Below are 25,233 nucleotides of genomic sequence, written 5' to 3'. Positions count from 1 at the left end.
GTCGTCACCCGTTTCGCCCCCAGCCCCACCGGCCGCCTGCATGTCGGCAATATCCGCACCGCCCTCCACAATTGGATGTGGGCGCGCAAGGCGGACGGCCGCTTTCTGCTGCGCATCGACGACACCGACCAGGAGCGATCGCGCGAGGAACATGTCGAGGCGATCCGCGCCGACCTCGCCTGGCTCGGCCTCGTGCCCGACGGCGAGGCGCGCCAGTCGCAGCGCTTCGATCTGTACGAGCGCCGCTTCGCCGAGCTCGTCGCCGCCGGCCGCGTCTATCCCGCCTATGAGACTCAGCAGGAGCTCGACCTCAAGCGCAAGATCCTGCTCGGCCGCGGTTTGCCCCCCGTCTATGACCGCGCCGCGCTCGCGCTGAGCGAGGCCGACCGCGGCCGGCTCGAAGCCGACGGCGTCCGCCCGCACTGGCGCTTCAAGCTCGACCACGGCGCCCCGATCGAGTGGCACGACCTGATCCGCGGGCCGCAGCGCTTCGATCCGGCGACGATGAGCGATCCGGTGGTTCGCCGCGCCGACGGCTCGTGGCTCTATCTCCTTCCCTCGGTGATCGACGACATCGATCTCGACATCACCCATGTCGTGCGCGGAGAGGATCATGTCTCCAACACCGCCGCGCAGCTCCAGATGTTCGCCGCGCTCGGCGCCGAACCGCCCGCGTTCGCGCACGAGGCGCTGCTGACCGGTGCCGAAGGCAAGCTCTCCAAGCGCCTCGGCTCGCTCGGCGCCGACCATTTCCGCGAGGCGGGAATCGAGCCGCAGGCGATCGTCGCGCTGCTCGCCCGGCTCGGCACCAGCGACCCGGTCGAGCCGCACGGCGATGTCGCGCCGCTGATCGAAAGCTTTGACTTCGCGCGCTTCGGCCGCGCCCCCGCGCGCTTCGACGAAGCCGAGCTCGCCCAGCTCAACGCGCGTATCGTCCATCAGCTCGATTATGCCGAGGTCGCCGATCGCCTCCCTGCCGGGATGGACGCGGCCGGCTGGGACGCGATCCGTCCCAATCTCGCGACTGTCGCGGAGGCCGCCGACTGGTGGTCGGTGGTCGAGGGTCCGATCGATTCGGCGCCGGCGCCGGAGGATGCCGATTTCCTCCGCGCCGCCGCCGAGGTGGCCACCGCGATCGACTGGTCGGCCGATCCCTGGCACGCGCTCACCGGGGCGCTCAAGGAAGCGACCGGACGCAAAGGCAAGGCGCTGTTCCTCCCGCTGCGCCGCGCGCTCACCGGGCGCGACTCGGGGCCGGACATGGCCGCGTTGCTCCCTCTCATCGGCCGCGACCGCGCACTCGACCGTCTGCGCAACTGACGCTCCGTCATGATACAAAATCACCTTGCCTCTGTTATGTAATGATGTATCATTTCTTTTGATCCGGCGGGAACAGGCCGGAGACGAAGGAGAGCAGCCATGTATGCCGACAGGTATCATTCGACGGCGTCGCGTCCGGCGGGAGCCGGCGCAGCCCTTCTGATCAGCGGCGCGATGATCCTGGGCCTGTACTTTGCGGGTCCGACGATCGCCCCGGGGGGAATCACCACGGTATTGACCGGGCGCAACATCCCGCTGCCCGAACCGACCCCGCCAAAGCCCAAGCCGCAACCCCCGGTCGAGCAGGCGGTCAAGTCCCGCACCACCCCTCCCGTCACGCAGCCTGATCCCAGGGTGGTGCTTCCTCAGACGGGGCCGGTGATCGGCACCACGCCCGATCCCGTCCCCGTCACCTTTGATCCCCCAGCAGTCCCGGGACTGGGCGGCGGTGGCGGCGTCACGCTCGACCCGCCGAGCCCGCCGGTGATGGTCGGCGCGGAGGTCGATCCGCGCTACGCCGACGCGCTCCAGCCCCCCTATCCGCCGTCCGCGATCCGCGCCGGGATCGAGGGCAGCGTCAGGGTTCGCGCGCTGATCGGCGTGGACGGCCGGGTCAAGGCGATCGAGATCCTGAAGAGCCCCGACGCGGCGCTGTCCGAAGCGACGCGCCGCCAGGCCCTTTCCCGCTGGCGCTTCAAGCCGGCGACGCGCGACGGCATTCCGGTCGAGGGCTGGAAAACGATGACGATGCGTTTCCAGATCGTCGAGTAGCCGGGGCTGGTCCCGGCCGCACGGCACGCCTATCTTGCCGCCATGTTCTTCATGAGGCGCAACAGGCATGTGTCGTCGGTCGGGCCGCTCCAGGACCTGCGCGACGTCCTGCGCATCCGTCACCGCTACCAGGTCTGGTTCCTGTTTGCCGCCTTCGCGACGACCGGCCTGATCCTGACCGGCTTCTATTTGGACTCCTATTTCGAGCCCGCCTACAAGCGCGAGATCATCTACGTCCAGAACTGGCGCGCCGACCGCACGCTCGACGAGATCATCGCACAGCAGAAGATCGACGAGGAAAAGCGGCAGAAACGCGAGGCCGAGGAAAAGGCGCGGGCCGAGAAGAAGCGGCTCGAGTACAAGAAGATCGATGACCAGCTGAAGGCCATGGGCCTTTGAACGACGCGCGCTGGATGGCCGCGGCGCTGGCGCTCGCGTCGCGCGGGCGCGGCCGGACCGCGCCCAACCCCAATGTCGGCTGCGTGCTGGTGAAAGACGATCGCATCGTCGGGCGCGGCTGGACTCAGCCCGGCGGCCGCCCACATGCCGAGGCGGAGGCGCTTGCCGAAGCCGGTGTCGCGGCACGCGGGGCCACCGCCCATGTCACGCTCGAGCCGTGCGCGCATGCCTCGCCTCGCGGTCCCGCCTGCGCCACCTCGCTGATCGAAGCCGGGATCGCCCGCGCCGTGATCGCCGTCGCCGACCCGGACGGGCGCACGAACGGCAAGGGCATCGAGGCGCTGCGCGCCGCCGGAATCGAGGTCACGACCGGCGTCGCCGAGGCCGGTGCCCGGCGCGCGATGGCCGGCTTCCTCATGCGCCAGGCACAGGCCCGTCCTTACGTCACGCTCAAGCTCGCCACCTCGCTCGACGGCTGCATCGCGCTGGCGAATGGCGAGGGCCGCTGGATCACCGGTCCCGAAGCGCGTGCCCATGCCCATCTCGAGCGCGCGCGCCACGAGGCGATCCTGGTCGGCCGCGGCACGCTGGAGGTGGACTCGCCCCGCCTCGACGTCCGTCTTCCCGGCCTGGAGGATCACGCCCCACGCCGCATCCTTCTGTCGAGCCGCACCGCGGAGGGCTGGACCACGATCGCCACGCCCGAAGACATCGCCACGCTCGACGGCGTCGATCACCTGCTGGTCGAGGGCGGTGCGCGCGCCGCCGCCGCCTTCCTCCGCGCCGATCTGGCCGATCGCCTGCTGCTCTACCGTGCACCCATCCTGCTCGGCGGCAAGCCCGGCCTCGCCGATCTCGGCCTCGCCTCGCTCGACGCCGCGCACGGCCGCTGGCGCCTCACCGACACGCGCATGCTTGGCAGCGACCGGCTCGAGGTCTACGAGCGCGCCAGGACCTAGGGATTCAGAATAACGGTATGTTCACGGGCATCGTCACCGACATCGGCACCATCGAGTCCGTCGAGGATCGCGGCGACCTGCGCGTGCGCATCGCCACGGCCTATGACACCGGGACGGTCGATCTCGGCGCCTCGATCGCCTGCTCGGGCGTGTGCCTCACCGTGGTCGACAAGGGGGCCGGCTGGTTCGCGGTCGACGTGTCGCGCGAGACCGTGTCGCGCACCGCCGCCCAATGGGCGCAAGGCCGCAAGCTCAACCTCGAGCGCGCGCTCAAGGTCGGCGACGAGCTCGGCGGCCATATCGTCACCGGTCATGTCGACGGCACCGGCACCGTGTTCGGCATCACCCCCGACGGCGAGTCGAAGCGGATCGCCTTCGCCGTGCCGGCCGCGCTCGCTCCGTTCATCGCCGGCAAGGGCTCGATCACCATCGACGGCGTCTCGCTCACCGTCAACGAGGTGTCGGACCAATCCGACGGCACCGCGACCTTCACCGTCAACCTCATCCCGCATACCCAGGCCGTCACGACCCTCGGCGCGCTCGCGCAGGGCCAGGCCGTCAACCTCGAGATCGACGTGCTCGCACGCTATCTCCAACGCATGGAGGCCCATCGTGGCCCAGCCCAAAGCAAACCCTGAACTGGCGCGCCTGCGCCACGCCTTCCTCTCCTCGCCCGAGGAGATCATCGACGAAGCGCGCAACGGCCGCATGTTCATCCTCGTCGACGATGAGGACCGCGAGAATGAGGGCGACCTCGTCATCCCCGCGCAGATGGCCACTCCCGACGCGATCGCCTTCATGGCCAAGCATGGCCGCGGCCTGATCTGCCTCGCCATGACCAAGGCGCGGATCGACCAGCTCGGGCTCGAGCCGATGGCGCGCAAGAACGGGACCAAGATGGGCACCGCCTTCACCGTCTCGATCGAGGCCAAGGAAGGCGTCACCACCGGCATCTCCGCCGCCGACCGCGCGCGCACCGTGGCGGTCGCGATCGACGCGATGAACGGCCCCGACGATCTCGTCTCGCCGGGCCATGTCTTCCCGCTCGTCGCGCGTGAGGGCGGGGTGCTGGTCCGCGCCGGCCATACCGAGGCTGCGGTCGACGTGTCGCGTCTCGCCGGCCTCAACCCCTCGGGCGTGATCTGCGAGGTGATGAAGGACGACGGGACGATGGCGCGGCTCGACGATCTCGTCGCCTTCGCGCAGCTCCACAATCTCAAGATCGGCACGATCCGCGACCTCATCGCCTATCGCCGCCGCCACGACCATCTCGTCGAACGCCGCGCCGAGACCGTCTTCACCAGCCGCTGGGGCGGCGAGTGGCGCGTCCTCACCTTCTGGAACAAGGCGACCGGCACCGAGCAGGTCGCGCTGGTGAAAGGCCGCGTCAGCCCCGACAAGCCGACCCTGGTGCGCATGCACGCGCTCTCGCCCTTCGGCGACCTGTTCGGCGAGGAGGGCGAGCGCGGCAAATTGCTCCAACGCTCGATGGAGATCATCGGCGAGGAAGGCGCCGGCGTCGTCGTCGTGATCAACAAGCCACGCGCCGATGCCTTCACCATGGCGGTCGAGCGCAAGGCGGGCAAGCGCACCGAGGCGGACATGGAGGAGCTGCGCGACTATGGCGTCGGCGCGATGATCCTGACCGAGCTCGGCGTCGAGGAGATGGTGCTGCTCACCAACACGCATCACACGCTGGTCGGGCTCGACGGCTACGGCCTGTCGATCGTCGGCGAGCGCCCGATCGATCTCGGCGGAGCCGCCTGATGGCCCGCGTCCTGCTGGTCGAGGCGCGCTTCTACGACCACCTCAACGACATGCTGCTCGCCGGCGCCCGCGCCGCGGTCGAGGCGGCGGGGCACAGCCACGAGACGATCACCGTCCCCGGCGCGCTCGAGGTGCCCGGCGCGATCGCGATGGCGGCCGAGACCGGGCGCTACGATGCGTTCGTCGCGCTCGGCGTCGTCATCCGCGGCGAGACCTATCATTTCGAGATCGTCTCGAACGAGAGCGCGCGCGGGATCATGGCGCTGACCATGGACGGCATCGCGATCGGCAACGGCATCCTCACCACCGAGAACGAGGCGCAGGCGATCGCCCGCGCGGATCCGAAGCATCTGAACAAGGGCGGCGGTGCGGCCGAGGCGGCGTTGTCGATGCTCGCGCTGCGCGAGAAGCTCGGATGACGAAGCAGTGACGAACGGGCCGATCCTCTTCACCGAACGGCTACTCCTGCGCCGACCGGCGGCGGAGGACCTCGACGGCTGGGCGGCCTTCTCCGCCGACCCGGTCGCGACCGAGCATCTCGGCGGCCCGGGCGCGCGCAGTGTCGCCTGGCGTCAGCTCTGCACCATGGCCGGCGCGTGGGACATTGTCGGCTTTGGCATGTTCTCGGTGATCGAGCGCGCCACCGGCAAATGGGTCGGGCGGCTCGGGCCGTGGATGCCCGAGGGCTGGCCGGGGACCGAAGTCGGCTGGGGCGTCGCATCCGAGTTCGCGGGCAAGGGCTATGCCCATGAAGGCGCGGTCGCGGCAATGGACTATGCCGTCGAGGTGCTCGGCTGGAGCACGGTGATCCACACCATCGCGCCCGAAAACACCCGCTCGATCCGCCTCGCCCAGCGGCTCGGCTCGTACAATATGGGGCCGACTCGGCTGCCCGCGCCCTATCTCGACGTCGCCGTCGACGCATGGGGCCAGACCGCCGACGAGTGGCGGGCGCGGCGCGCGGCGCAATGACCGACGCGCCGCCCAGCCGCTACAAGGTGGTGGAGCGCGGGCGGCGGCTGGTGGTGATCGATACGCGGACCGGCCAACCGGCAGTGCGCGAGCCGGTCGTGCATCGGCCTGCGCCCGGCAGCGCGCCGGCCGCACGGCCGATCGAGGCCACCGCGCAGAGCAATGTCGACGATCGCAGCGGCAACGCGGTGCTCGTCACCTCGCGCCTCTACGACCTCAAGGGGCCGCGCCGGATCGTGATCGGCGAAGCCGCGTCCAGTCGCATGAGCCGCGGCATCGGCGGCGTCGCGATCGGCCTCGTCGCCTTTGCCATCCTCGCGGTCTTCTTCCCGCTGATCCTGTTTCTCCCGTTCGTGCTCGCCTTCCAGCCCAAGGTCCGCGCCGGGTTCCGCCGATGGACCACCGCGCGGCTGGACGAAGCCGAGCGCGCCGCTTCCTGAACGCCGCGCCGGCCTCGGAAATTTCCACGCGACGGGTTGCAATATGCGACGGTTGGGCGGCTAAGGGCGGCATGCATCAGCCCGCCGCCTCGATCGAAGCTGCGCCGCAGCAAAGCGCGGCCGCGCTGCCGTTCGCGGCGCTGATCCTCGGCAACGTCGCGCTCGCCTTCGGGCCGTGGTTCGTGCGCGCCGCCGATGTCGGACCGGTCGCCGCGGGGTTCTGGCGGCTGGCGCTCGGCGTTCCCGTCCTGCTCGCGATCGTGATCGCGACCGAGGGCAATCCGCTGCGCCATGCCAAGGGGCTCGGCGGTCTCATCCTGTTGCTTGCCGGCATCGCCTTCGCCGCCGACCTCGCCTCCTGGCATGTCGGCATCCTCCACACGACGCTCGCCAACGCGACGCTGTTCGGCAACTCGGCGACCCTCATGTACCCGATCTGGGGCTTCCTGGTCGCGCGCGCCTGGCCGACGCGGCAGCAGGGAGTCGCGCTCGGGCTCGCCGCGGTCGGCGCGGGGCTCCTGCTCGGCCGCTCCTACAGCCTCTCGCCCGAGCATCTGCTCGGCGACCTGCTCTGCCTGTTCGCCGGCGTGCTCTACACCGGCTATATCATCCTCATGGCGCGCGCGCGCGGCGCGATGACGCCGCTGCCGGCGCTGGCGCTGTCGAGCGCCGCGGGCATCCTCCCGCTCCTGCTCTTCGCGGTCGCGCTGGGCGAGCGGATCTGGCCGCATAACTGGGGCGTGGTGATCGGCTTCGCGCTCGTCAGCCAGGTGCTCGGCCAGGGGCTGATGATCTACGCGCTCGGGCATCTCTCGCCGCTCGTGGTCGGCATCGCCCTGCTTTCGCAGCCGGTCGTCGCCGGCGCGGTCGGCTGGATCGTCTATGACGAGCGGCTCGGCGTGCCCGACTTCATCGGCGCGATCCTGGTCGCGATCGCGCTCGTCCTGGTCCGCCGCGGCTCGGCGCCGCCGGGGCAGGTTGCAACCACCGCTGACGGGGCTAAACCATGAACATGGCTGATGTGTCAGACATGACCCTGGACGAGCTGCGCGAGGCGCTCGCCCCGCATCTCGCACCCAATGCCGCGTTCGACGGCTGGAGCGCGACCGCGGTCGATGCCGCCGCCGACGCGATCGGCGCGGATCGCGACGTCGCCCGGCTCGCCGTTCCCGGCAACGCGGTCGACATGATCGACCTGTGGTTCGCCCATATCGACCGGCGCATGGCTGCGGCGCTGCCGCCCGAGACGCTCGCGGCGATGAAGATCCGCGCCAGGATCACCGCGCTGGTGGAAGCACGGCTCGATGCCCTCGCACCTGACCGCGAAGCGCTGCGCCGCGCCGTCGCGATCCTCGCCATGCCGCAGAACGCCGCGCGCGCCGCGCGGCTCGGCTGGCGTTCGGCCGATACCATGTGGCGCCTCGCGGGCGACACCGCGACCGACTACAACCACTACACCAAGCGCACGATGCTCGCCGGCATCTATGCCGCAACGATCGCCGTGTTCCTCAACGACGCGAGCGAGGGCCAGGCCGAGACGCGCGCTTTCCTCGCCCGCCGCATCGAGAACATCATGCAGTTCGAAAAGGCCAAGGCGAAGCTCGCCGGCCGCAGCGACCACCGCTTCAGCCTGTCGCGCTTCGTCGGCCGGCTGCGCTACCACGCGCGGTGAGCGCGCTTCCCTATCCCGCCCTTCACGCCAGCCATGGCGGCATCTGGATCGCGACGGCGGAGGGCACGCGCAGCGTCGGCCGCGGCGAGGCGGTGCGCATGGCGGCCGATACCCCGATGGTGCTGCTCAACGCGCCGCTCGCCGCGCAGCGCCTCGGCTATGCCGAGCTTTCCGGACTCGACCTGCTCGAGCTGTTCGCCTTTCTCCGCCCGGCGCGCTTCATGGTGCCGACGCCGCGCGGCCTCGCCCGAACGCTCGGCCTGTCCGAACCGGCGACTGATGCCGAAATCGCCCCGTTCCTCCGCGCCGCCGCCGACGCGATGCTCGCCATCGCCGACACCGACTGGCCCGAGCGCGAGGGCGCCTGGCATGCCGCACAGTCGCTCGCGCGGCTGCGCTGGAGCTGGGCGCCGGCCCTCGCCCAACGCCTGTCACGCCCGGAAAAGGCCGAGCGCTGGCTGTTCTCGCGCTTGCCCGAATGGACCGAGCAGGCGCCGCGCACCCCGCCGCGCACGGTGGGCCTCGAGCCCGAAGAGGTGCGCGACCGGCTCGCGACGCTGACCGGTCATGGCGCCGAGGAGCGCGAGGGCCAGCGCCTCTACGCCGAAGCCGCCGCCAGCGCCTTCGCGCCGCGCACGATGCGCGATTCGCCCAACCTCGTCCTCGCCGAGGCCGGCACCGGCATCGGCAAGACCTTGGGCTATCTCGCCCCCGCCTCGCTCTGGGCGGCCAAGGCGGGCGGCGCGGTATGGGTGTCGACCTTCACCAAGGCGCTGCAGCGCCAGCTCGGCCATGAGGGCGAGCGCCTGTTCGCCGACCCCGAGGTCCGCAAGCAGCGCGTCGTCACGCGCAAGGGCCGCGAGAATTATGTCTGCCTGCTCAACCTCGAGGACGCGCTGCAGGGCGGCTTCGCCGGCCGCGCCGCGATCCTCGCCCAGCTGGTGGCGCGCTGGGCCGCCTATACCGCCGATGGCGACATGGTCGGCGGCGACCTGCCCGGCTGGCTGCCCTCGCTGTTCCGCCGCAACGGTTCGACCGCGCTCACCGACCGGCGCGGCGAGTGCGTCTATGCCGGTTGCCCGCACTATCGCAAATGCTTCATCGAGCGCGCGGCACGGGCGAGCGCGGACGCCGACATCGTCATCGCCAATCATGCGCTGGTGATGGTCAACGCCGCGCGCGGGCGCGAGACCGCGACCCGGCCCACCCGCTACGTCTTCGACGAGGGCCATCACCTGTTCGACGCCGCCGACGCGATGTTCGGCACCGCGCTCTCCGGGCAGGAGACGATCGAGCTGCGCCGCTGGATCACCGGCCCCGAAGGCGGCGCGCGCGGACGGCGGCGCGGGCTCGCCGCGCGTTTGTCCGACGTGGCGAGCTACGACGATGCCGGCGCCCAGGCGATCGCCGACGCGGTCGATGCCGCCCGCGCGCTGCCCTCCGATGGCTGGCTCCAGCGCCTTGCGGAAGGCCAGCCCTTCGGCCCGGTCGAACAGCTCCTCGCCGCGGTGCGCGGCCTCGTCTACGCGCGCGATACCGACGGGTCGGGCGACGCCGGCTACGGCATGGAGACCGAGCTCGCCGAGCCCGATGCCGCGTTGGTCGATACCGCCACCCCCGCCGCCGCCGCGCTCGAGCGCTTGCTGCGCCCGATGATCGCGCTCGGCCGCCGCCTCGAAGCGGTGCTCGACGAGGCGCCCGACTGGATGGACGGCCCGGCGCGCGCGCGGATCGAGGGCGCGATCGCGTCGCTCGGCTGGCGCGCCGAGACCGTTGCCGCCTGGCTCGCGCTGATCGCCCGCATCGGCGGCGCGCCGGCCGAGGAGTTCGTCGACTGGCTCGCCGTCGAGCGCATCGAGGGTCGCGAGATCGACATCGGCATTCACCGCCGCTGGCTCGACCCCGCCCGGCCCTTCGCCGAGACGGTGCTCAAGCCCGCGCACGGCGCGCTGGTCACCTCGGCGACCTTGCGCGCGGGCGGCGACTGGGACGTCGCCGAGGCGCGCAGCGGCGCGCGCCACCTGCTCCATCCGCCGCAGCGGTTCGAGGCGCCGTCACCCTTCGACTATGCCGCACGATCCGAAGTGATCATCGTCACCGATGTGAAGCGCGGCGACATGGGCGCGCTCGCCGCCGCCTATGCGCGGCTGATCGTCGCCGCGCAGGGCGGTACGCTCGGCCTGTTCACCGCGATCCGGCGGCTGCGCGCGGTGCATGCCCGCGTCGCCGACCGGCTCGCGCGCGAGGGGCTGCCGCTCTACGCGCAGCATGTCGACCCGATCGACACCGGCACGCTGGTCGACATCTTCCGCGACGATCCGCGCGCATCGCTGATCGGCACCGATGCGCTGCGCGACGGCGTCGACGTGCCCGGCCATTCGCTCCGGCTGGTGGTGATGGAGGGCGTGCCCTGGCCCAAGCCGAGCGTGCTCCACGCCGCGCGCCGCCTCGCCGATGGCGGCAGTGCCTATGACGACCGTATCGTCCGCGCCCGGCTCGCCCAGGCATTCGGGCGGCTGATCCGCCGTGCCGACGACAGCGGCGCGTTCGTGCTGCTCTCGGCTGCGATGCCTTCGCGCCTGCTCGGCGCGTTTCCGCCCGGCACGCCCGTGTCGCGCGTTGCGCTCGATGAGGCGGTGCGCCGCGTCGAACGTCTTTCCTCTGTCGCAAGCTTCGGGCAGAAGGCGCGCGCGACCCCCGAGCCGGAGCCCCGATGAAGACGCTGACGTTGCTGCGCCACGCCAAATCGAGCTGGGACGACCCCGTGGCGCGCGATTTCGACCGGCCGCTCAATGGCAAGGGGCAGCGCGCGGCGGTCATCGTCGGCCGCCACATGCGCAGCGAGGCGATGCGCTTCGACCATGTCCTCGCCTCGCCGGCCGCGCGCATCGTCGAGACGGTCGAACAGGTCGAGCAAGGCTATGGCAGCGAGCTCGCCCCGGTCTGGGACCGGCGCATCTACCTCGCCTCGGCCTCGAGCCTGCTCGATGTCATCCACGAGCTTCCCGCAGGCGCGGAGAGCGCCTTGCTGATCGGCCATAATCCCGGTCTCGAGGACCTGATCCTGGCGCTGATCCCCGACCGCGCCGGCGATGCGCTGCGCGACTCGGTCGAAGAGAAGTTCCCGACCGCGGCGCTCGCGGTGATGACCTTCGATGTCGGCGACTGGCATGCGGTCCGCGCCGGCGGCGGGACGCTGGTCCGCTTCACCCGCCCGCGCGACCTCGACCCCGCACTCGGCCCGAACCGGGACTGATTTCAGCCGTCGCGCTTGAGCGCCTCGGCAAGCGTGTCGCGAACCGTCTGAAGCGTCGATTCCCCGCTTTTGCCCTTCACCCCGCGCTCTGCGTCGAGCAGCCGCTGCACGCCGCGGATGGTGTAGCCTTCCCGGCCGAGCAGCGAGTCGATCCGCCGCACCAGCGCGACGTCCTCGGGCCGGTAGTAGCGGCGGCCGCCGGCGCGCTGGAGCGGGCGAAGCTGCGGGAAGCGGGTCTCCCAATAGCGCAGGATATGCTGGGGGCGCCCGACCTCCTGCGCGAGCTCGCCGATCGTCCGGAAGGCATTCGGGCCCTTCTCCGGACCGGTGGCCATCTTACCCCCCGTTGACGATCCGGTCGCGCAGCATCTGGCTGGCGCGGAACGTCAGCACGCGGCGCGGCGCGATCGGCACTTCGACGCCGGTCTTGGGGTTGCGGCCGATCCGCTCGCCCTTGTCGCGCAGCACGAAGCTGCCGAAACCGGAGATCTTGACGTTCTCGCCATTGGCGAGCGCCTCGCACATGTGGCGCAGGATCTGCTCGACGAGGCGCGACGCGTCCGCACGCGACAGACCCACCTCACGATGCAGCGCATCGGCAAGATCGGCTCTGGTCAGCGTCGCGGCAGTGGCCATTATCGAGTCTCCCGGTCGGGCCTTCCGGACACCGTAACACATGGATATCGCAGCGCAACCATCGTTACGTGCTCGTGACGAGCCGGCGTGTCAGAAGCGGACGACCGCGGCGCCCCAGGTGAAGCCGCCGCCCATCGCTTCGAGCACCAGCAGGTCGCCTTGCTTGATCCGCCCGTCGCGTACCGCGGCGTCCAGCGCCAGCGGTACGGAGGCGGCGGAGGTGTTGGCGTGCTCGTCGACCGTCACGATCACCTTCTCGGGTGCGAGGCCGAGCTTCTTCGCGGTCGCGTCGAGAATCCGGGCATTGGCCTGATGGGGTACCACCCAATCGACATCCTGCGGCGCCAGGCCCGCCGCGGCCAGGCTCTCGCCCATCACCGTGGCGAGGTTGACCACCGCGTGGCGGAACACTTCCTTGCCCTTCATCCTGAGCTTGCCGACCGTGCCGGTGGTCGACGGACCGCCGTCGACATAGAGCAGCTGGTTGTGGCGCCCGTCGGCATGCAGCTTCGTCGCCAGCACGCCGCGTCCGTCGCCCACCGCGCTGTCCTGCGCCTCGATCACGATCGCGCCGGCGCCGTCGCCGAACAGCACGCAGGTCGCGCGGTCTTCCCAGTCGAGGATACGACTGAACGTCTCCGCCCCAATCACCAATGCGCGGTTCGCGCTGCCCGCCCGGATCATGCTCTCCGCCACCTGCAGCGCGTAGAGGAAGCCCGAGCACACCGCGGCGACATCGAACGCGACGCAATCGGCGATGCCGAGCGCCGCCTGCACCTTGGTCGCGCTGGCGGGGAAGGTCTGGTCGGGAGTCGCCGTCGCGAGCACGATCAGGTCGATCGACGCCGCGTCGGTTCCGGCCGCCGCGAGCGCCGCCTTCGCCGCATCGGTCGCCAGCGTCGAGGTGGTCTCGCCCTCGCCGGCGATGTGGCGGAAGCGGATGCCGGTGCGCTCGACGATCCATTCGTCGCTGGTGTCCACCTGCTCCGCCAGCTCGGCATTGGACACGCGGCGCGGCGGGAGCGCCGAGCCGGTTCCGGTGATCACCGCGCGACGCACCAACTCACTCATGCTGCTTGCGCCTCGAAGTTGCCCAGGTCCTCGGCGATCCGCCGCGTGAGATCGTCACGCACCATCTTCGCCGCGACCCCGATCGCGGTGTCGACGCCGAGCTCGTTGGCGCTGCCATGGCTCTTCACGACGATGCCGTTGAGGCCGAGGAACACCGCGCCATTATGGTTGTTGGGATCGAGATGGTGGCGCAGCAGCTCGGTCGCCGGGCGCGAGATCAGGAAGCCGATCTTCGATCGCGTCGAGCTCGAAAAGGCCCGGCGCAGCAAGTCGGCGACGAAGCGCGCCGTCCCCTCGACCGTCTTGAGCGCGATATTGCCCGCGAACCCGTCGCACACGATCACGTCGACATGGCCGCGCGACAGCGCATTGCCCTCGATGAAGCCAGCGAACTCGAGCGGCAGATGCGAGGCGGCGCGCAGCTGCTGCGCGGCGTCGCGGATGATGTCGGTGCCCTTCATCTCCTCGGTGCCGATGTTGAGCAGCGCGACGCGGGGCGACTGCAAATCGAGCACCGTCCGCGCATAGGCCGCGCCCATCACCGCGAACTGGATGAGGTTGCGGCTGTCGACCTCGGTATTGGCGCCGAGATCGAGCATGACCACGTCGTTGGCGCCGAGCGTCGGCATCAGCGCGGCAAGCGCGGGCCGGTCGATCCCCGGCATCGTGCGCAGCGCGAGCTTCGACATCGCCATCAGCGCGCCGGTATTGCCGGAGGAGACCGCGGCCGCTGCCTCGCCCTTCTTCACCAGGTCGATGGCGATGCCCATCGAGGTGACCTTGGCGCGGCGGATCGCCTGGCTCGGCTTGTCGTCGGCGGTGACCACCTCGGGCGCGTGGACGATCTCCGACGCGGCGGTGAGGTTGGGATGCGTCTTGAGGCCCTCGCGAATCGCGGCCTCGTCCCCGACCAGCAGGAAGCGCATCCCCTCGAACCGGCGGCGCGCACGCGCGACACCGGCGAGCATGACCGCCAGCCCCTCGTCGCCGCCCATCGCATCGACGGCGATCCGCGCGCTGGACGTCATGGCTGGCTGCCCCTGTTGCTTCGACTTCAGCCCTCGACCGAGACGATCTCGCGGCCGTTATAGTGACCGCAGGCGCCGCACAGCACGTGCGGGCGCTTGAGCTCACCGCAGTTCGGGCATTCCTGGAACGCCTCGACCTTCAGCGCGTCGTGCGCCCGGCGCATGCCGCGGCGGCTCGGCGAAACTTTTCTCTTGGGGACGGCCATTTCGGCAACCTTCTTGGATTCGTCGTAAAAACTGGATCGCGATACGCTTGGCGCGGGGAACGGGCAAGCGCCATGGTCCGGCACTCGCCGGACCGCCGGTCAGGCCTGTCGCGAAGCGAGCGAGCGCCTATACCGATTTTCGCCCAAGTTGCAAGGCGGCGCGCGGCGTGGCAGCGAGTGGCCGTCAAAAGGGGGAATCCAGAACCGATGGAAGCGATCATCCTGCCCGTGGCGCTCGCCACCACCGCCGCCTGCGCGCTGATCAATCTGTGGCTCGCATTCCGCGTGGGGATCGTGCGGCGGTCGGAGAAGATCTCGATCGGCGACGGCGGCAGCGAGCGGCTGACCGCGCGCATGCGCGCGCAGCTCAACTTCGCCGAATATGCGCCGATCGTGCTGATCCTGATCGCACTGATCGAGCTCGCCGTGGGCACGGTGGAGTGGCTGTGGGCGGTCGCGGTGGTGTTCGTCGTCGCGCGCATCCTGCATCCGTTCGGCATGGACGGCTGGCGCCCGGGCCGCGCGATCGGCATCGTGCTGACCTTCCTGATCATCGCCGGCCTCGGCCTCTATGCCGCGAGCATCCCGTTTCTGAGCTATGGCGAGGCGGAAACGATCGAGCTGATCCAGACGGCAGGCTAGGCTTTCGAAATCGGAACGGGCCGCTGAACGGCCCCCGCTTGCAATGTTGGAATTGATTTGCTTGCATTGACGAGTCGGCGCCGGCCACTCTTTGATTTCGTCGATTCGTTCCATCCGAAGCCACGCCCGGACCAGGCGCGGAAGTTGACGGAATGAATCGCGTTCCGCGTAACTTCGTCAACTTCTAGGTGTCGCCGCCGAGCCACGCCCGCAGCAGCGTGTGCGCGATGGCGTAAGGCGGCGGTGCGCCGAACCGCGCGCCGGCCTCGCCATCGAGCGCGGCGCGCACCTCGTCCCGCGTCGCCCAGAACGCGTCCTCGAGCTCGTGCGTATCGAGCGTCAGGCCATCGTCCTCGGCGTCAGCCACGCAGGCAATCATCAGCGACGAGGGAAAAGGCCAAGGCTGGCTGGCAACATAGCGCACATTGCTTACCACCACGCCGGCCTCCTCCAGCGTCTCGCGCGCCACCGCTTCCTCGATCGATTCCCCGACCTCGACGAAGCCGGCGAGCGCCGAATAGCGTCCGGGCGGCCAGGCCGGGCCGCGGCCCAGCAGGACCCGGCCACCATGCTCGGCGAGCATGATCACCACCGGATCGGTGCGCGGGAAATGCTCTGCCGCACAGGCCGGGCAGCGCCGTGCCCAGCCGGCGCGGAACAGCTCGGTCGGGGTTCCGCACGCCGGGCAGAAGCCGTGGCGCTGGTGCCAGTCGACCAGGCTGCGCGCGCAGGCGTAGAGACTCGCCTGATCGGCGGGCATCAGCGCGAGCATCTGGAACAACGCCGGGGAGCGCACGGTGCCGTGCCGTTCGCCAAGCGCGAGCGGGGCGAAATGCGGCATGCCGTCGATATAGCCGAGGAACAGCGGCTCGCTGCCCGTGGGCAGGTCGGCGAGGCTGGTCCAGACCAGTTGCCCCGCCGCGCCGACCTCCGGCTCGAGCCCGTTCAGCCTGAGCAGCCGCGCGTGCGAGTCGGCGAGCGCCGCCGCGAGCGCCGCGGGATCATTGCGCTCGCGATCGGCGCGGTCGAGCACCGCGCCGGTGAATCCCACGAGCGGCATCAGCGCGCCAGATCGGCGTAGACGGCTTTGACGACGTCGCGCCGCAGCGGCCATTTCTCGCTGGGGAAGTAATTGACCATCGCCGTGACGCGGACCTTGTTCGCCGGATCGACGAACGCCAGCGTCCCCGCCGCGCCGCCCCAGCCATAAGTGCCCTTGCCCGGCCCGCCGGGAACGTCGGCGAGGCTGACCGAGCCGCCGGCGCCGAAGCCCAGCGGCACCGGCGAATCACCCGACGGCCCCCGGAACACGACGCCCTGCGGCAGCAGGTTGGACATGGCGAGCCGCACCGTCGCCGGCTTCATCACCCGCACCCCGTCGACCGTCCCGCCATTGAGCAGCATGTGCAGGAACCGGTCATAGTCGCGCGCCGACATGACCAGTCCGGCGCCGCCATAGGGAAAGGACGGCGGCGCGATATAGGCGGAGCTCTTGGCGGGATCGAACGGGATGCGATTCTCGCCCGCCCACAGATAGTTGGTCGCGAACCGGCCGATCTCGCTCTCCGGCACGCTCCAATAGGTCGAGGTCATCTTGAGCGGACCGAACATGCGCGTCTGCAGGAACCGCTCGAACGGCATCCCGCCCGCCACCTCGACCACGCGCGCGAGGACGTCGAGGCCGATCGAATAGCTCCACGTCGTCCCCGGATCGGCGATCAGCGGCAGGGTCGCGACGCGATCGGCGAATTCCTTGAGCGAGCCCGGACGCGTCTTGCGCGCCTCGACCTCGACCGAGGCGCTGATCGCGCCGGGGGTGATGCCGAGCCGTTCATATTCCTTGAGCAGCGGCCCCTTGGTCACGATCGTGTAGCCCAGGCCCGCGGTGTGGGTGAGCAGGTTCCGCACCGTCACCGGCCGCGCCGCGGGACGCGTGGCGAGGCTGTTGGCGGGATCGGTCAGCACCTTCATCGACTTGAAGCCGGGAATGAAGTCGCTGACCGGCTGGTCGAGCTTGAGCTTGCCGTCCTCGACCAGCATCATCGCGGCGATCCCGGTGATCGGCTTGGTCATCGAATAGACGCGCCACAGCGAATCGGGGTCGGCCTTGGCCGCATCCTCGTCATCGGCGATCTTGCCCGCCGCGGCGAAGTTGGGCGCGCGGTCGCCCTTGGCATAGGCGATGACGATGCCCGGGGTCTTGCGGTCGGCGACATAGGCGCGGGCGAGCGCCGGAACGGCATCGGCGGCGACCGTCAGGTCCTGCGCGGGCGGCGCGGTGACCGCCTGCCCGAAGGCCCCCGAAACCGCGACGATCGCAAGCGCGGCAGCGCCGCCGGCCAGCCACAGTGTCTTCATCCCGTCCTCCCAATCGCTGCGACTGCCTTGGCGAACAGGGTCGGAAGTCCCGCCGAGTCGAGCTCGGCGATCGGCCACCATTCGCCGTCCGCGGGCGCAATGTGGCGGTCGATCGTGGCAGCCGCAAGCGCGGCGACCAGCTCGAAATGCGTGAACCCGTGGCTCACCGTGTCGTTGCGCAGTGTCCAGTCCGCGTTGAACGGCGCGCCGGCAAGCGCGGGCGGCGCAGCGCTCCATGCGCCGGTGGGCAGCGCACGCATGCCGCCGAGCAGTCCCTTGGCGGGACGGCGGACGAGCAGCACCTGCCCCTCGCGCTCGGCCCAGAAGAAGGTGCCGTAACGTACCGGCCGCGCTTTCTTCGGCGCTTTCACCGGATAGGCTTCCGGCCGCCCTTCCGCCCGCGCATCGCAGCGGTCGGCGAGCGGGCACAACAGGCATTTGGGCGAGCGCGGCGTACAGATGGTGGCGCCGAGATCCATCATCGCCTGCGCGAAATCGCCCGCGCGGGCGCCGGGGGTGATCGAATCGGCGAGCTGGCGGATGCGCGGCCGCGCGGCGGGCAAGGGATCGCGGCAAGCGAACAGCCGCGAAACCACCCGCTCGACATTGCCGTCGACCACCACCGCGCGCTGTCCGAAGGCGATCGCCGCGACCGCCGCGGCGGTATAGGACCCGAAGCCCGGCAGCTTGCGCAGCTCACCCTCGTCCGCGGGCAGCCGTCCGCCATGCCCGCCTGCCACCGCCCGCGCCGCGGCGAGCAGGTTGCGCGCGCGCGCGTAATAGCCGAGGCCGGCCCAGGCGCTCATCAGCTCGGCATCGTCGGCCGCGGCGAGGCTGGCGAAATCGGGCCAGCGCGTCGTGAATTTCTCGAAATAGGGGATCACCGTGGCGACCTGGGTCTGCTGCAGCATCACCTCCGACAGCCACACGCGATAGGGGTCCGGCGGCGGGGTGCCGGGCGCGGCGCGCCATGGCAGGACGCGCGCGTTGGCATCGTACCAGTCGAGCAGCGGTGCAGCGATGTCGCGAGAAACATTGTCGGGCACGGCCCGGCTATGGCATGGACTGGCCGGATGAGTAAGCCGCGCGCCACGACCGAGGAGCCGAAACGCAGCAACCGCCTTCGCCCGGTGGCGGAGCTGGTGCCCGATGTCGGCCGTGTCGCGTTCCGCAAGTTCGGCTTCGTGCAAAGCGCGGTGGTGCGCCGCTGGAGCGAGATCGTCGGCGAGCGCTATGCTGGCGTATCGGCCCCCGAATCGATCCGCTTCCCGCGCGGCGAGCGCGCCAACGGCGTGCTCAGCCTCGTCGTCCAGGGTGCGCACGCGCCGATGATGCAGCACATCGCGCCCGAGATCATGGAGCGGGTCAACCGCTTCTTCGGCTATCCCGCGGTGGCGCGCGTCGCGATCCGCCAGGGCGAGGTGCCACGCGCGCCGGCCCCGGCCGCGCCGGCCCCGCCCGCGCCGGTCCCGGCGGAAATGGGCGAGAGCCTCCGCGCGATCGCCGATCCGGAGCTGCGCGCGGTGCTCGAGGGCCTCGCGGCCGGCGTCGCCACCCCTCCGCTCAAGCTTGGAAAGATCAATTGATGCGCTTCGTTCGCCTGTGCCTCGCGCTGCTCGCCGTCCCGCTGCTTGCCACGGCGGCGCCCGCGCAACAGACCAGGCCGGCGCCGAAAGCGGCGCCCAAGGCCGCGCTGACGCGCGACTGGCGTACCCATGTCGTGCAGACCCAGTCGGGTGCGATCCTGACCGGCAACCCCGCCGCCAAGGTCCGGCTGGTCGAGTATCTGAGCTATACCTGCCCGCATTGCGCGCATTTCGTCGCCGAATCGAAGGCGCCGCTCTACGACGACCTGGTCCGCCGCGGCGAGGTGCGCATCGAGTTCCGGCATGCGGTGCGCGATCCGCTCGACATGGCCGCGGCGCTGCTCGCGCGCTGCACGGGACCGCAAGGGTTCGGCGGCGCGAGCCAAGCGATCTTCGCCGCGCAGGCGGACTGGTTCGAGCAGGGCCGGCAATGGTGGCAGGCCAATGCCCCGCGCATCCAGTCGCAGCCCGAGCTGGCGCGATTGAAGGCGGCCGCGAGCGGATCGGGCCTCACCGCGCTGATGGCCAAGCGCGGGATGAGCGCGGCGGCGGTGGACAAGTGCTTCGCGGCGCCGGGCGACCTCAACAAGGTGACCGCGATGACCAAGGCCGCCTGGAGCACGATCCAGGGTACGCCCAGCTTCACCGTCAACGGCAAGGCCGGGGGCGGCAGCGAATGGGCCAGCCTGCAACCCGAATTGCGCGCCGCGGGGGCACGCTGAGTCACAAGTTTCGAGTGGAGAGACGATTGATGCGTATTGCGATTGGCCTGGCATCCGCGATGGCGCTTGCCGCGTGCGGCGGCAGCGAAACCGGCAACAGCAGCACCCCGGCGGCGCCGGCTTCGCCGGTAGCGGGCGCGGCGGCGCCGGCCGGCACCCAATGGACCGAGAAGGTCGAGAAGACCGCCGAGGGCGGCTTCCGCATGGGCAACCCCGACGCGCCGATCAAGCTGATCGAATATGGCTCGCGCACCTGCGGCCATTGCGCCGCCTTCGCCAATACCGGCATGGAGCCGCTCAAGGCCTATGTCGCGACCGGCAAGGTGAGCTTCGAATTCCGCGACTTCCTGCTCAACCCGATCGATCTCGGCGCGGCGTTGCTCGGCCAGTGCGCCGGCCCCGGCCCGTTCTTCGCGATCATGGACCAGATGTACGAGCAGCAGCACACGCTGCTCGGCAACGGACCCAAGGAAGGCGATCCCTTCCTCCAGCAGGTCGAGGCGATGGCGCCGGCGCAGCGCACCGCGGCGTTGGCCGAGCGCTTCGGCTATCTCGCCTTCGTCCAGCAGCGCGGCGTCCCGGAGGCACAGGCACGTCAGTGCCTCGGCGACCAGAAGGCGATCGACGCGCTGGTCAAGGGCAACGAGGCCGCGGCCAAGGAATACAGCATCCCCGGCACGCCGACCTTCATCCTCAACGGCAAGGTGCTCGAGAACACCGGCACCTGGCCGCAGGTCGAGGCGGCGTTGAAGGCCGCGGGCGCCTGATCGGGTAAGCCGGGGGGCGGACCGCACAGCGATGCAGATCAAGCGGCTCCGCCTCACCGGTTTCAAGAGCTTCGTCGACCCTGCCGACCTGCGAATCGAGCCCGGGCTGACGGGAATCGTCGGGCCGAACGGCTGCGGCAAGTCCAACCTGCTCGAAGCGCTGCGCTGGACGATGGGCGAGAACAGCGCCAAGTCGATGCGCGGCGCCGGCATGGAGGACGTGATCTTCGCGGGCACCGCGACGCGCCCGCAGCGCGACTTCGCCGAGGTCTCGATCCTCGCCGAGGAGGCCGGCGGCGAGGCGGACGGCGAAATCGAGGTGGTCCGCCGGATCGAGCGCGGCGCCGGATCGGCCTATCGCATCAACGGACGCGACGTGCGCGCCAAGGACGTGGCGCTGCTGTTCGCGGATTCGGCGACCGGCGCGCATTCGCCCGCGCTGGTGAGCCAGGGGCGGATCGGCGCGATCATCCAGGCCAAGCCCGGCGAGCGCCGCCAGATGCTGGAGGAGGCGGCGGGCATCTCCGGCCTGCACGTCCGCCGCAAGGACGCCGAGCAGCGGCTGCGCGCGACCGAGGCGAACCTGACGCGGCTCGACGAGGTGATCGGCGACCAGGAGGCGCGGGCGGCGGCGCTCAAGCGCCAGGCGCGCCAGGCCGAGCGCTATCGCGAACTCTCCGACAAGATCCGCACCGCCGAGGGGCGGATGATCTTCGCGCGTTGGCGCGACGCGGCAGCGGCGGCGGACGCCGCGAAGCAGGAGGCGGCGGCCGCCGAGGCGCTGGTCGCCGAGCGCAGCGCGGCGCAGGAGATGGCGCTCGCGGCGCAGCAGGCGATGGCCGAGAAGCTCGCAGCGGCGCGCGCCGCGGCGCTGGCGGTGCGCGACCGCGCGAGCGAGGCGATGCACGCGCTGGCGGGGCTGCGCAGCGAGCGGGCCAGCGCCGAGCGGCGGATCGCGGAGCTCGGCGAGAGCGCGGCGCGGCTCGAGGCCGACAAGGGGCGCGAGGGAGCGCTGGCGCACGACGCCGCCGAGGCGCTGGCGCGGCTCGAGGCGGAGGCCAAAGCGCTCCAGATTCGCATCGAGGATGCGGAAGCGCGGATGCCGTCGCTCGATTCCGCGTTGGCGAGAGCGGAAGGAGAATCGCGGGACGCCGAAGTTGCATTGGCCCAGTCTCTTTCGGCGCAGGCAAGTGAGGCGGCGGAGACTCGGGTCGCCGAAGCGGCATTCTCCGCGGCAAGGGCGAGGGTGGAACGGGCGGAACGCGAGGCGGCGCGCGTATCCGCCGAGATCAACGCACTCGGCGATCCCGCCCCGCTCAAGGAAGCGCGGGCGCAGGCGATCGACGCCAGGGCCAAGGCCGAGCGCCAGGCCGAGACCGCGCGCACCGGCCTCGCCCGCGCCGATGCGACCGAGCGCGGCGCGGTCGAGGCGCGGACGCGGGCGCAGACCGCGCGCGCGGGCGCGCATGCCGAGCTGGCGCAGCTCGACAGCGAGGCGGCGGCGTTGGCCAAGGCGACGCGGCCAAGCGGCAAGGAGCGCCTGCTCGATAGGCTGAAGGTCGATCCCGGCTATGAACGCGCGCTCGCGGCGGCGCTGGGGGACGATCTGGAGGCTGGACTCGATCCCAAGGACGAGCGCCACTGGGCGGGCGCCGAGGCGCTGGCGAACGATCCCGGCGCGGCATCGGGGACGACGCCGCTGGCCCGGCACGTCGAGGCGCCCGCGGCGCTCGCGCGGCGGCTGGCGCAGGTGCTGGTGGCGGAGAACGACGAGGGCCAGCCGCTCGCCGTGGGGCAGCGGCTGGTGACGCTGGCGGGGGTGCTGCGGCGCTGGGACGGCTATGTCGCGAGGAGCGGCGGCGCGGCGGCGGCCGAGCGGCTCGAGCGAGTCAACCGGCTGCGCGCGATCGAGAAGGCGCGTCCGGCGGCGGTGCGCGCGGTCGATGCCGCGGACGCCGAGCTGGCGCGGATCGAGGGCGACATCGCCGAGGCGCGGCGCGCGGCGGCGGAGTGCAAGCGGCTGCTCGACCACAGCGATACTGCGGCGCGCGAAGCGGCACGCGCGGAGGATCGCGCGGCGGCGGCGCTCGAACGGCTCGACGCGCAGCGCGCCGACATGGAGGCCCGCCGGGCCCGCAGCGCAGCCGAGCTGGAAGAGGCCAATGGCGAGCTAAAGCGCGCGGAGGCGGCGCGGGCGGCGCTGCCCGACGGGAGCGCGACGCGAGCGAAGGTCGCGGCGCTGACCGCCGAGGCGGAAGCGAAGCGCAACGCGGCCGCCAATGCGCGCGCGGAGCGCGGCAATCTCGAACGCGACATGGCCAGCGCACGCGAGCGGCTGGCGGCCTCGCAGGCGGAGAGCAAGGGGTGGAAGGCGCGCGCCGGCGAAGCGGCGAAGCGGATCACAGAGATGGACGCGCGCGCCGTCGAGCTGGCGCAGGCGGCCGAGGCGCTCAAGGACAAACCCGCCGAGCTCGATGCCGGGATCGAACGCGCCGAGAAGGCCAATGAGGAAGCGCGGATCGAGAGCGCCGCGGCGCAGCTCGCCGAACGCGACGCCGAGGCGGCGCTGCGCGACACCGAGACCGGGATGCGCGCGGCGGGCGAGGCGCTGGCCGAGGCCCGCGAGGCGCGCGCGGGGGCGGTGGCACGGCATGAGAACCACGAGATGCGCCGGGTCGAGATGGGGCGCCTCTCGGGCGAGCGCTTCGAATGCCCGCCGCCCTTGCTGCCCGAGCGCGCCGGCTTCAGCGAGGACAGCGTGCGCGATCCGCAGGACGAATCCGCGGCGCACGAACGGCTGAACGCCGAGCGCGAGCGGATCGGGCCCGTCAATCTCGTCGCCGAGAGCGAGCTGGCCGAGCTCACCACCTCCGCCGAGGCCAATGCCAGGGAGCGCGACGAGCTGGTCCAGGCGGTACATCGGCTGCGCGGAAGCATCGGCACGTTGAACCGCGAGGGGCGGCAGCGGCTGCTGGCCGCGTTCGAGGCGGTCGACCAGCATTTCCGGCGCCTGTTCACCACGCTGTTCAATGGCGGGCAAGCGCATCTCGAGCTGATCGATTCGGACGATCCGCTCGAGGCGGGACTCGAGATCATGGCGCAGCCGCCGGGCAAGAAACTGCAGTCGTTGACGCTGCTCTCGGGCGGCGAGCAGGCACTGACCGCGGTCGCGCTGATCTTCGCCTTGTTCCTGACCAACCCCGCGCCGATCTGCGTGCTCGACGAAGTCGACGCGCCGCTCGACGACGCCAATATCGAGCGGTTCTGCGACCTGCTCGACGCGATGACGCGCGAGACCGCGACCCGCTATTTGATCGTCACCCACAATGCCGCGACGATGAGCCGCATGCATCGGCTGTTCGGCGTGACGATGGTCGAGCGCGGAGTCAGCCGACTGGTGTCGGTGGACCTCGGCGGGGCGGAATCGCTGCTGGCGGCGGAATAGGAAGGACAAGAACTCCTCCCCCGGAGGGGGAGGATTTAAGAGAGACATAAGGGTGGGTAGGAGAGTCGCGAGTATGAAACTGCTTCTGACAACCTTGTCAGCGATCGCGCTGGCCGCGCCGGCGGCGGCGCAGGTGCGCGCGCTCGACAATGGCGTCGAGGTGACGCGCGGGCAGATCGCGGTGCGGGTGACGGCGCTGACGCCGTCGATCCTGCGCGTGCGGCTGGCGCGCGAAGGCCGGTGGCCCGAGGATGCGAGCTGGGCGGTGCCGGCCGAGGTGCGGGCGCGGGCGGTGAAGGTCAGGGCGGCGGCGAACGGGTTCGCGACCGACGCGTTGGGCGTGAGCGTGGATCCGAAGACGTTGCAGGTCACGGTGCGCGATTCCGCGGGCAAGGTGATTGTGCGCGACGCTTATTCGCCGGTGATCGGACCCGATGGCGAGTTCGGGATGGGCAAGGCGATGCCGGTCGGCGAGCGCTATTACGGCCTCGGCGACAAGACCGGTCCGTTCGACCGGCGCGGCGCGAGCTATGTTCACTGGAACACCGACACGTTCGGCTATGGCCGCGAGACCGACCCGACCTACAAGTCGGTCCCCTTCTATGTCGCGACCGGTGGCGAAGGCGGCAGCTATGGCCTGTTCCTCGACAATCCGACGCGCAGCTGGTTCGATTTCGGGCACCGCCGCGACGGCGAACTCGAGATCGGCGCGCCCGGAGGACCGGCCGACTATTATCTGATCGCGGGGCCGACCCTGCCCGAGGTGGTGCGGCGCTATCACGACCTCACCGGCAAGGCGCCGCTGATCGCGCCCTGGGGGCTGGGCTACCAGCAGTCGCGCTACAGCTACATGTCCGACGCCGAGGTGCGCGAGATCGCCGCGCGGCTGCGCAAGGACCGGATCCCGGCGGACGTGATCTGGCTCGACATCGACTTCCAGGACCGCAACCGGCCGTTCACGACCAATGCGAAGACCTTCCCCGACCTGCCCAAGCTGGCGCGAGACCTGAAGGCCGACGGATTCGGGCTGGTCGCGATCACCGATCTGCATATCGCGCATGTACCGGGGCAGAATTACGCGCCCTATGACGGCGGCGTGGCGGGCAATCATTTCCTGCGCACCGGCAAGGGCGAGACCTATGTCGCGCCAGTGTGGCCGGGGCCCTCGGTGTTCCCCGACTTCACGCGCCAGGCGTCGCGCGTCTGGTGGGGCGGG

General features: G+C 70.8%; 27 protein-coding genes. 19 read left to right on the top strand and 8 right to left on the bottom strand.

Annotation, left to right across the window (positions count from 1 at the left end; genetic code table 11):
- The 13 genes from gltX to ABDV68_RS09515 all read left to right on the top strand — a co-directional run.
- On the top strand, nt 1–1,320 hold a 1,320-nt coding region (gene gltX / locus ABDV68_RS09575), incomplete at its 5' end, for a glutamate--tRNA ligase (protein WP_343519633.1).
- Nucleotides 1,321–1,419: 99 nt separating this feature from the next.
- Nucleotides 1,420–2,091 carry a TonB family protein gene (locus tag ABDV68_RS09570; RefSeq protein ID WP_343519631.1) on the top strand — a complete coding sequence of 224 codons (672 nt, stop codon included), beginning with the start codon at nt 1,420–1,422 and terminating at the stop codon, nt 2,089–2,091.
- A 42-nt stretch (nt 2,092–2,133) separates the two neighbouring features.
- Nucleotides 2,134–2,490 carry a hypothetical protein gene (locus ABDV68_RS09565; protein ID WP_343519629.1) on the top strand — a complete coding sequence of 119 codons (357 nt, stop codon included), beginning with the start codon at nt 2,134–2,136 and terminating at the stop codon, nt 2,488–2,490.
- Nucleotides 2,487–3,449: a bifunctional diaminohydroxyphosphoribosylaminopyrimidine deaminase/5-amino-6-(5-phosphoribosylamino)uracil reductase RibD gene (gene ribD / locus ABDV68_RS09560; RefSeq protein WP_343519628.1), complete on the top strand. Its 963-nt coding sequence runs from the start codon at nt 2,487–2,489 to the stop codon at nt 3,447–3,449. Before ABDV68_RS09565 ends, ribD begins: the two co-directional genes overlap by 4 nt.
- Nucleotides 3,450–3,466: 17 nt before the next feature.
- Nucleotides 3,467–4,087 carry a riboflavin synthase gene (locus tag ABDV68_RS09555; protein ID WP_343519626.1) on the top strand — a complete coding sequence of 207 codons (621 nt, stop codon included), beginning with the start codon at nt 3,467–3,469 and terminating at the stop codon, nt 4,085–4,087.
- Nucleotides 4,062–5,216 (top strand): 3,4-dihydroxy-2-butanone-4-phosphate synthase, encoded by a 1,155-nt coding sequence (ribB, locus tag ABDV68_RS09550; protein ID WP_343519625.1) that lies wholly within the window; start codon nt 4,062–4,064, stop codon nt 5,214–5,216. Before ABDV68_RS09555 ends, ribB begins: the two co-directional genes overlap by 26 nt.
- A complete protein-coding gene (gene ribH, locus ABDV68_RS09545; protein WP_343519623.1) occupies nt 5,216–5,635 on the top strand; it encodes a 6,7-dimethyl-8-ribityllumazine synthase in 420 nt (139 codons plus the stop codon). Before ribB ends, ribH begins: the two co-directional genes overlap by 1 nt.
- A gap of 7 nt (nt 5,636–5,642) precedes the next feature.
- Nucleotides 5,643–6,188, top strand: a complete 546-nt coding sequence (locus ABDV68_RS09540; protein ID WP_343519622.1) for a GNAT family N-acetyltransferase — start codon at nt 5,643–5,645, stop codon at nt 6,186–6,188.
- Nucleotides 6,185–6,628, top strand: coding sequence for a hypothetical protein (locus ABDV68_RS09535; RefSeq protein WP_343519621.1), 444 nt, complete (start codon nt 6,185–6,187; stop codon nt 6,626–6,628). Before ABDV68_RS09540 ends, ABDV68_RS09535 begins: the two co-directional genes overlap by 4 nt.
- A gap of 71 nt (nt 6,629–6,699) precedes the next feature.
- On the top strand, nt 6,700–7,638 hold the full coding sequence (locus ABDV68_RS09530) for a DMT family transporter (protein WP_343519618.1): 939 nt from the start codon (nt 6,700–6,702) through the stop codon (nt 7,636–7,638).
- A 2-nt stretch (nt 7,639–7,640) separates the two neighbouring features.
- Nucleotides 7,641–8,300 carry a COQ9 family protein gene (locus ABDV68_RS09525; RefSeq protein ID WP_343519617.1) on the top strand — a complete coding sequence of 220 codons (660 nt, stop codon included), beginning with the start codon at nt 7,641–7,643 and terminating at the stop codon, nt 8,298–8,300.
- Nucleotides 8,297–11,017, top strand: coding sequence for an ATP-dependent DNA helicase (locus ABDV68_RS09520; protein WP_343519616.1), 2,721 nt, complete (start codon nt 8,297–8,299; stop codon nt 11,015–11,017). Before ABDV68_RS09525 ends, ABDV68_RS09520 begins: the two co-directional genes overlap by 4 nt.
- Nucleotides 11,014–11,556, top strand: coding sequence for a histidine phosphatase family protein (locus tag ABDV68_RS09515; RefSeq protein WP_343519615.1), 543 nt, complete (start codon nt 11,014–11,016; stop codon nt 11,554–11,556). Before ABDV68_RS09520 ends, ABDV68_RS09515 begins: the two co-directional genes overlap by 4 nt.
- 2 nt (nt 11,557–11,558) lie before the next feature.
- Here the strand turns inward: ABDV68_RS09515 and ABDV68_RS09510 are convergent, their stop codons facing one another.
- The 5 genes from ABDV68_RS09510 to rpmF form a co-directional block, all read right to left on the bottom strand.
- Nucleotides 11,559–11,891, bottom strand: a complete 333-nt coding sequence (locus ABDV68_RS09510; protein ID WP_343519614.1) for a MerR family transcriptional regulator — start codon at nt 11,889–11,891, stop codon at nt 11,559–11,561.
- Nucleotide 11,892: 1 nt separating this feature from the next.
- Nucleotides 11,893–12,192 carry an integration host factor subunit alpha gene (locus ABDV68_RS09505; protein WP_343519612.1) on the bottom strand — a complete coding sequence of 100 codons (300 nt, stop codon included), beginning with the start codon at nt 12,190–12,192 and terminating at the stop codon, nt 11,893–11,895.
- A gap of 90 nt (nt 12,193–12,282) precedes the next feature.
- A complete protein-coding gene (locus tag ABDV68_RS09500) occupies nt 12,283–13,254 on the bottom strand; it encodes a beta-ketoacyl-ACP synthase III (RefSeq protein WP_343519635.1) in 972 nt (323 codons plus the stop codon).
- 5 nt (nt 13,255–13,259) lie between these two features.
- A complete protein-coding gene (gene plsX, locus ABDV68_RS09495) occupies nt 13,260–14,291 on the bottom strand; it encodes a phosphate acyltransferase PlsX (RefSeq protein WP_343519611.1) in 1,032 nt (343 codons plus the stop codon).
- A gap of 26 nt (nt 14,292–14,317) precedes the next feature.
- Nucleotides 14,318–14,497, bottom strand: a complete 180-nt coding sequence (gene rpmF / locus ABDV68_RS09490; RefSeq protein ID WP_343519609.1) for a 50S ribosomal protein L32 — start codon at nt 14,495–14,497, stop codon at nt 14,318–14,320.
- A 207-nt stretch (nt 14,498–14,704) separates the two neighbouring features.
- Between rpmF and ABDV68_RS09485 the strand changes: the two genes are divergently transcribed.
- Complete coding sequence (locus tag ABDV68_RS09485) at nt 14,705–15,139, top strand: MAPEG family protein (RefSeq protein ID WP_343519607.1); 435 nt, start codon at nt 14,705–14,707, stop codon at nt 15,137–15,139.
- Nucleotides 15,140–15,323: 184 nt separating this feature from the next.
- Here the strand turns inward: ABDV68_RS09485 and nudC are convergent, their stop codons facing one another.
- The 3 genes from nudC to mutY are packed head-to-tail and all read right to left on the bottom strand — an operon-like array spanning nt 15,324 to nt 18,543.
- Nucleotides 15,324–16,199, bottom strand: a complete 876-nt coding sequence (gene nudC / locus ABDV68_RS09480) for an NAD(+) diphosphatase (protein ID WP_343519606.1) — start codon at nt 16,197–16,199, stop codon at nt 15,324–15,326.
- Nucleotides 16,199–17,497, bottom strand: a complete 1,299-nt coding sequence (locus ABDV68_RS09475) for a serine hydrolase domain-containing protein (RefSeq protein ID WP_343519604.1) — start codon at nt 17,495–17,497, stop codon at nt 16,199–16,201. The genes nudC and ABDV68_RS09475 overlap by 1 nt, the downstream gene beginning before the upstream one ends.
- Nucleotides 17,494–18,543, bottom strand: coding sequence for an A/G-specific adenine glycosylase (mutY, locus tag ABDV68_RS09470; RefSeq protein ID WP_343519603.1), 1,050 nt, complete (start codon nt 18,541–18,543; stop codon nt 17,494–17,496). The genes ABDV68_RS09475 and mutY overlap by 4 nt, the downstream gene beginning before the upstream one ends.
- 27 nt (nt 18,544–18,570) lie before the next feature.
- Here mutY and ABDV68_RS09465 point away from each other — a divergent pair, with 27 nt between their 5' ends.
- From ABDV68_RS09465 to ABDV68_RS09445, 5 genes are all read left to right on the top strand, one after another.
- Nucleotides 18,571–19,083: a DciA family protein gene (locus tag ABDV68_RS09465; RefSeq protein WP_343519601.1), complete on the top strand. Its 513-nt coding sequence runs from the start codon at nt 18,571–18,573 to the stop codon at nt 19,081–19,083.
- A complete protein-coding gene (locus tag ABDV68_RS09460) occupies nt 19,083–19,805 on the top strand; it encodes a thioredoxin domain-containing protein (RefSeq protein WP_343519600.1) in 723 nt (240 codons plus the stop codon). The genes ABDV68_RS09465 and ABDV68_RS09460 overlap by 1 nt, the downstream gene beginning before the upstream one ends.
- Before the next feature lie 29 nt (nt 19,806–19,834).
- A complete protein-coding gene (locus tag ABDV68_RS09455; RefSeq protein ID WP_343519599.1) occupies nt 19,835–20,572 on the top strand; it encodes a thioredoxin domain-containing protein in 738 nt (245 codons plus the stop codon).
- Nucleotides 20,573–20,603: 31 nt separating this feature from the next.
- A complete protein-coding gene (gene smc, locus ABDV68_RS09450) occupies nt 20,604–24,017 on the top strand; it encodes a chromosome segregation protein SMC (RefSeq protein WP_343519598.1) in 3,414 nt (1,137 codons plus the stop codon).
- 73 nt (nt 24,018–24,090) lie between these two features.
- Nucleotides 24,091–25,233: TIM-barrel domain-containing protein (locus ABDV68_RS09445; RefSeq protein WP_343519597.1), on the top strand; the 1,143-nt coding region annotated here is incomplete at its 3' end.

Origin of the sequence: Sphingomonas sp. (genome assembly GCF_039595165.1) — a bacterium.
GTDB lineage: Bacteria > Pseudomonadota > Alphaproteobacteria > Sphingomonadales > Sphingomonadaceae > Sphingomonas.
Note: the sequence above shows the minus strand (reverse complement) of the source record. Positions and strands in the feature narration are given on the sequence as shown.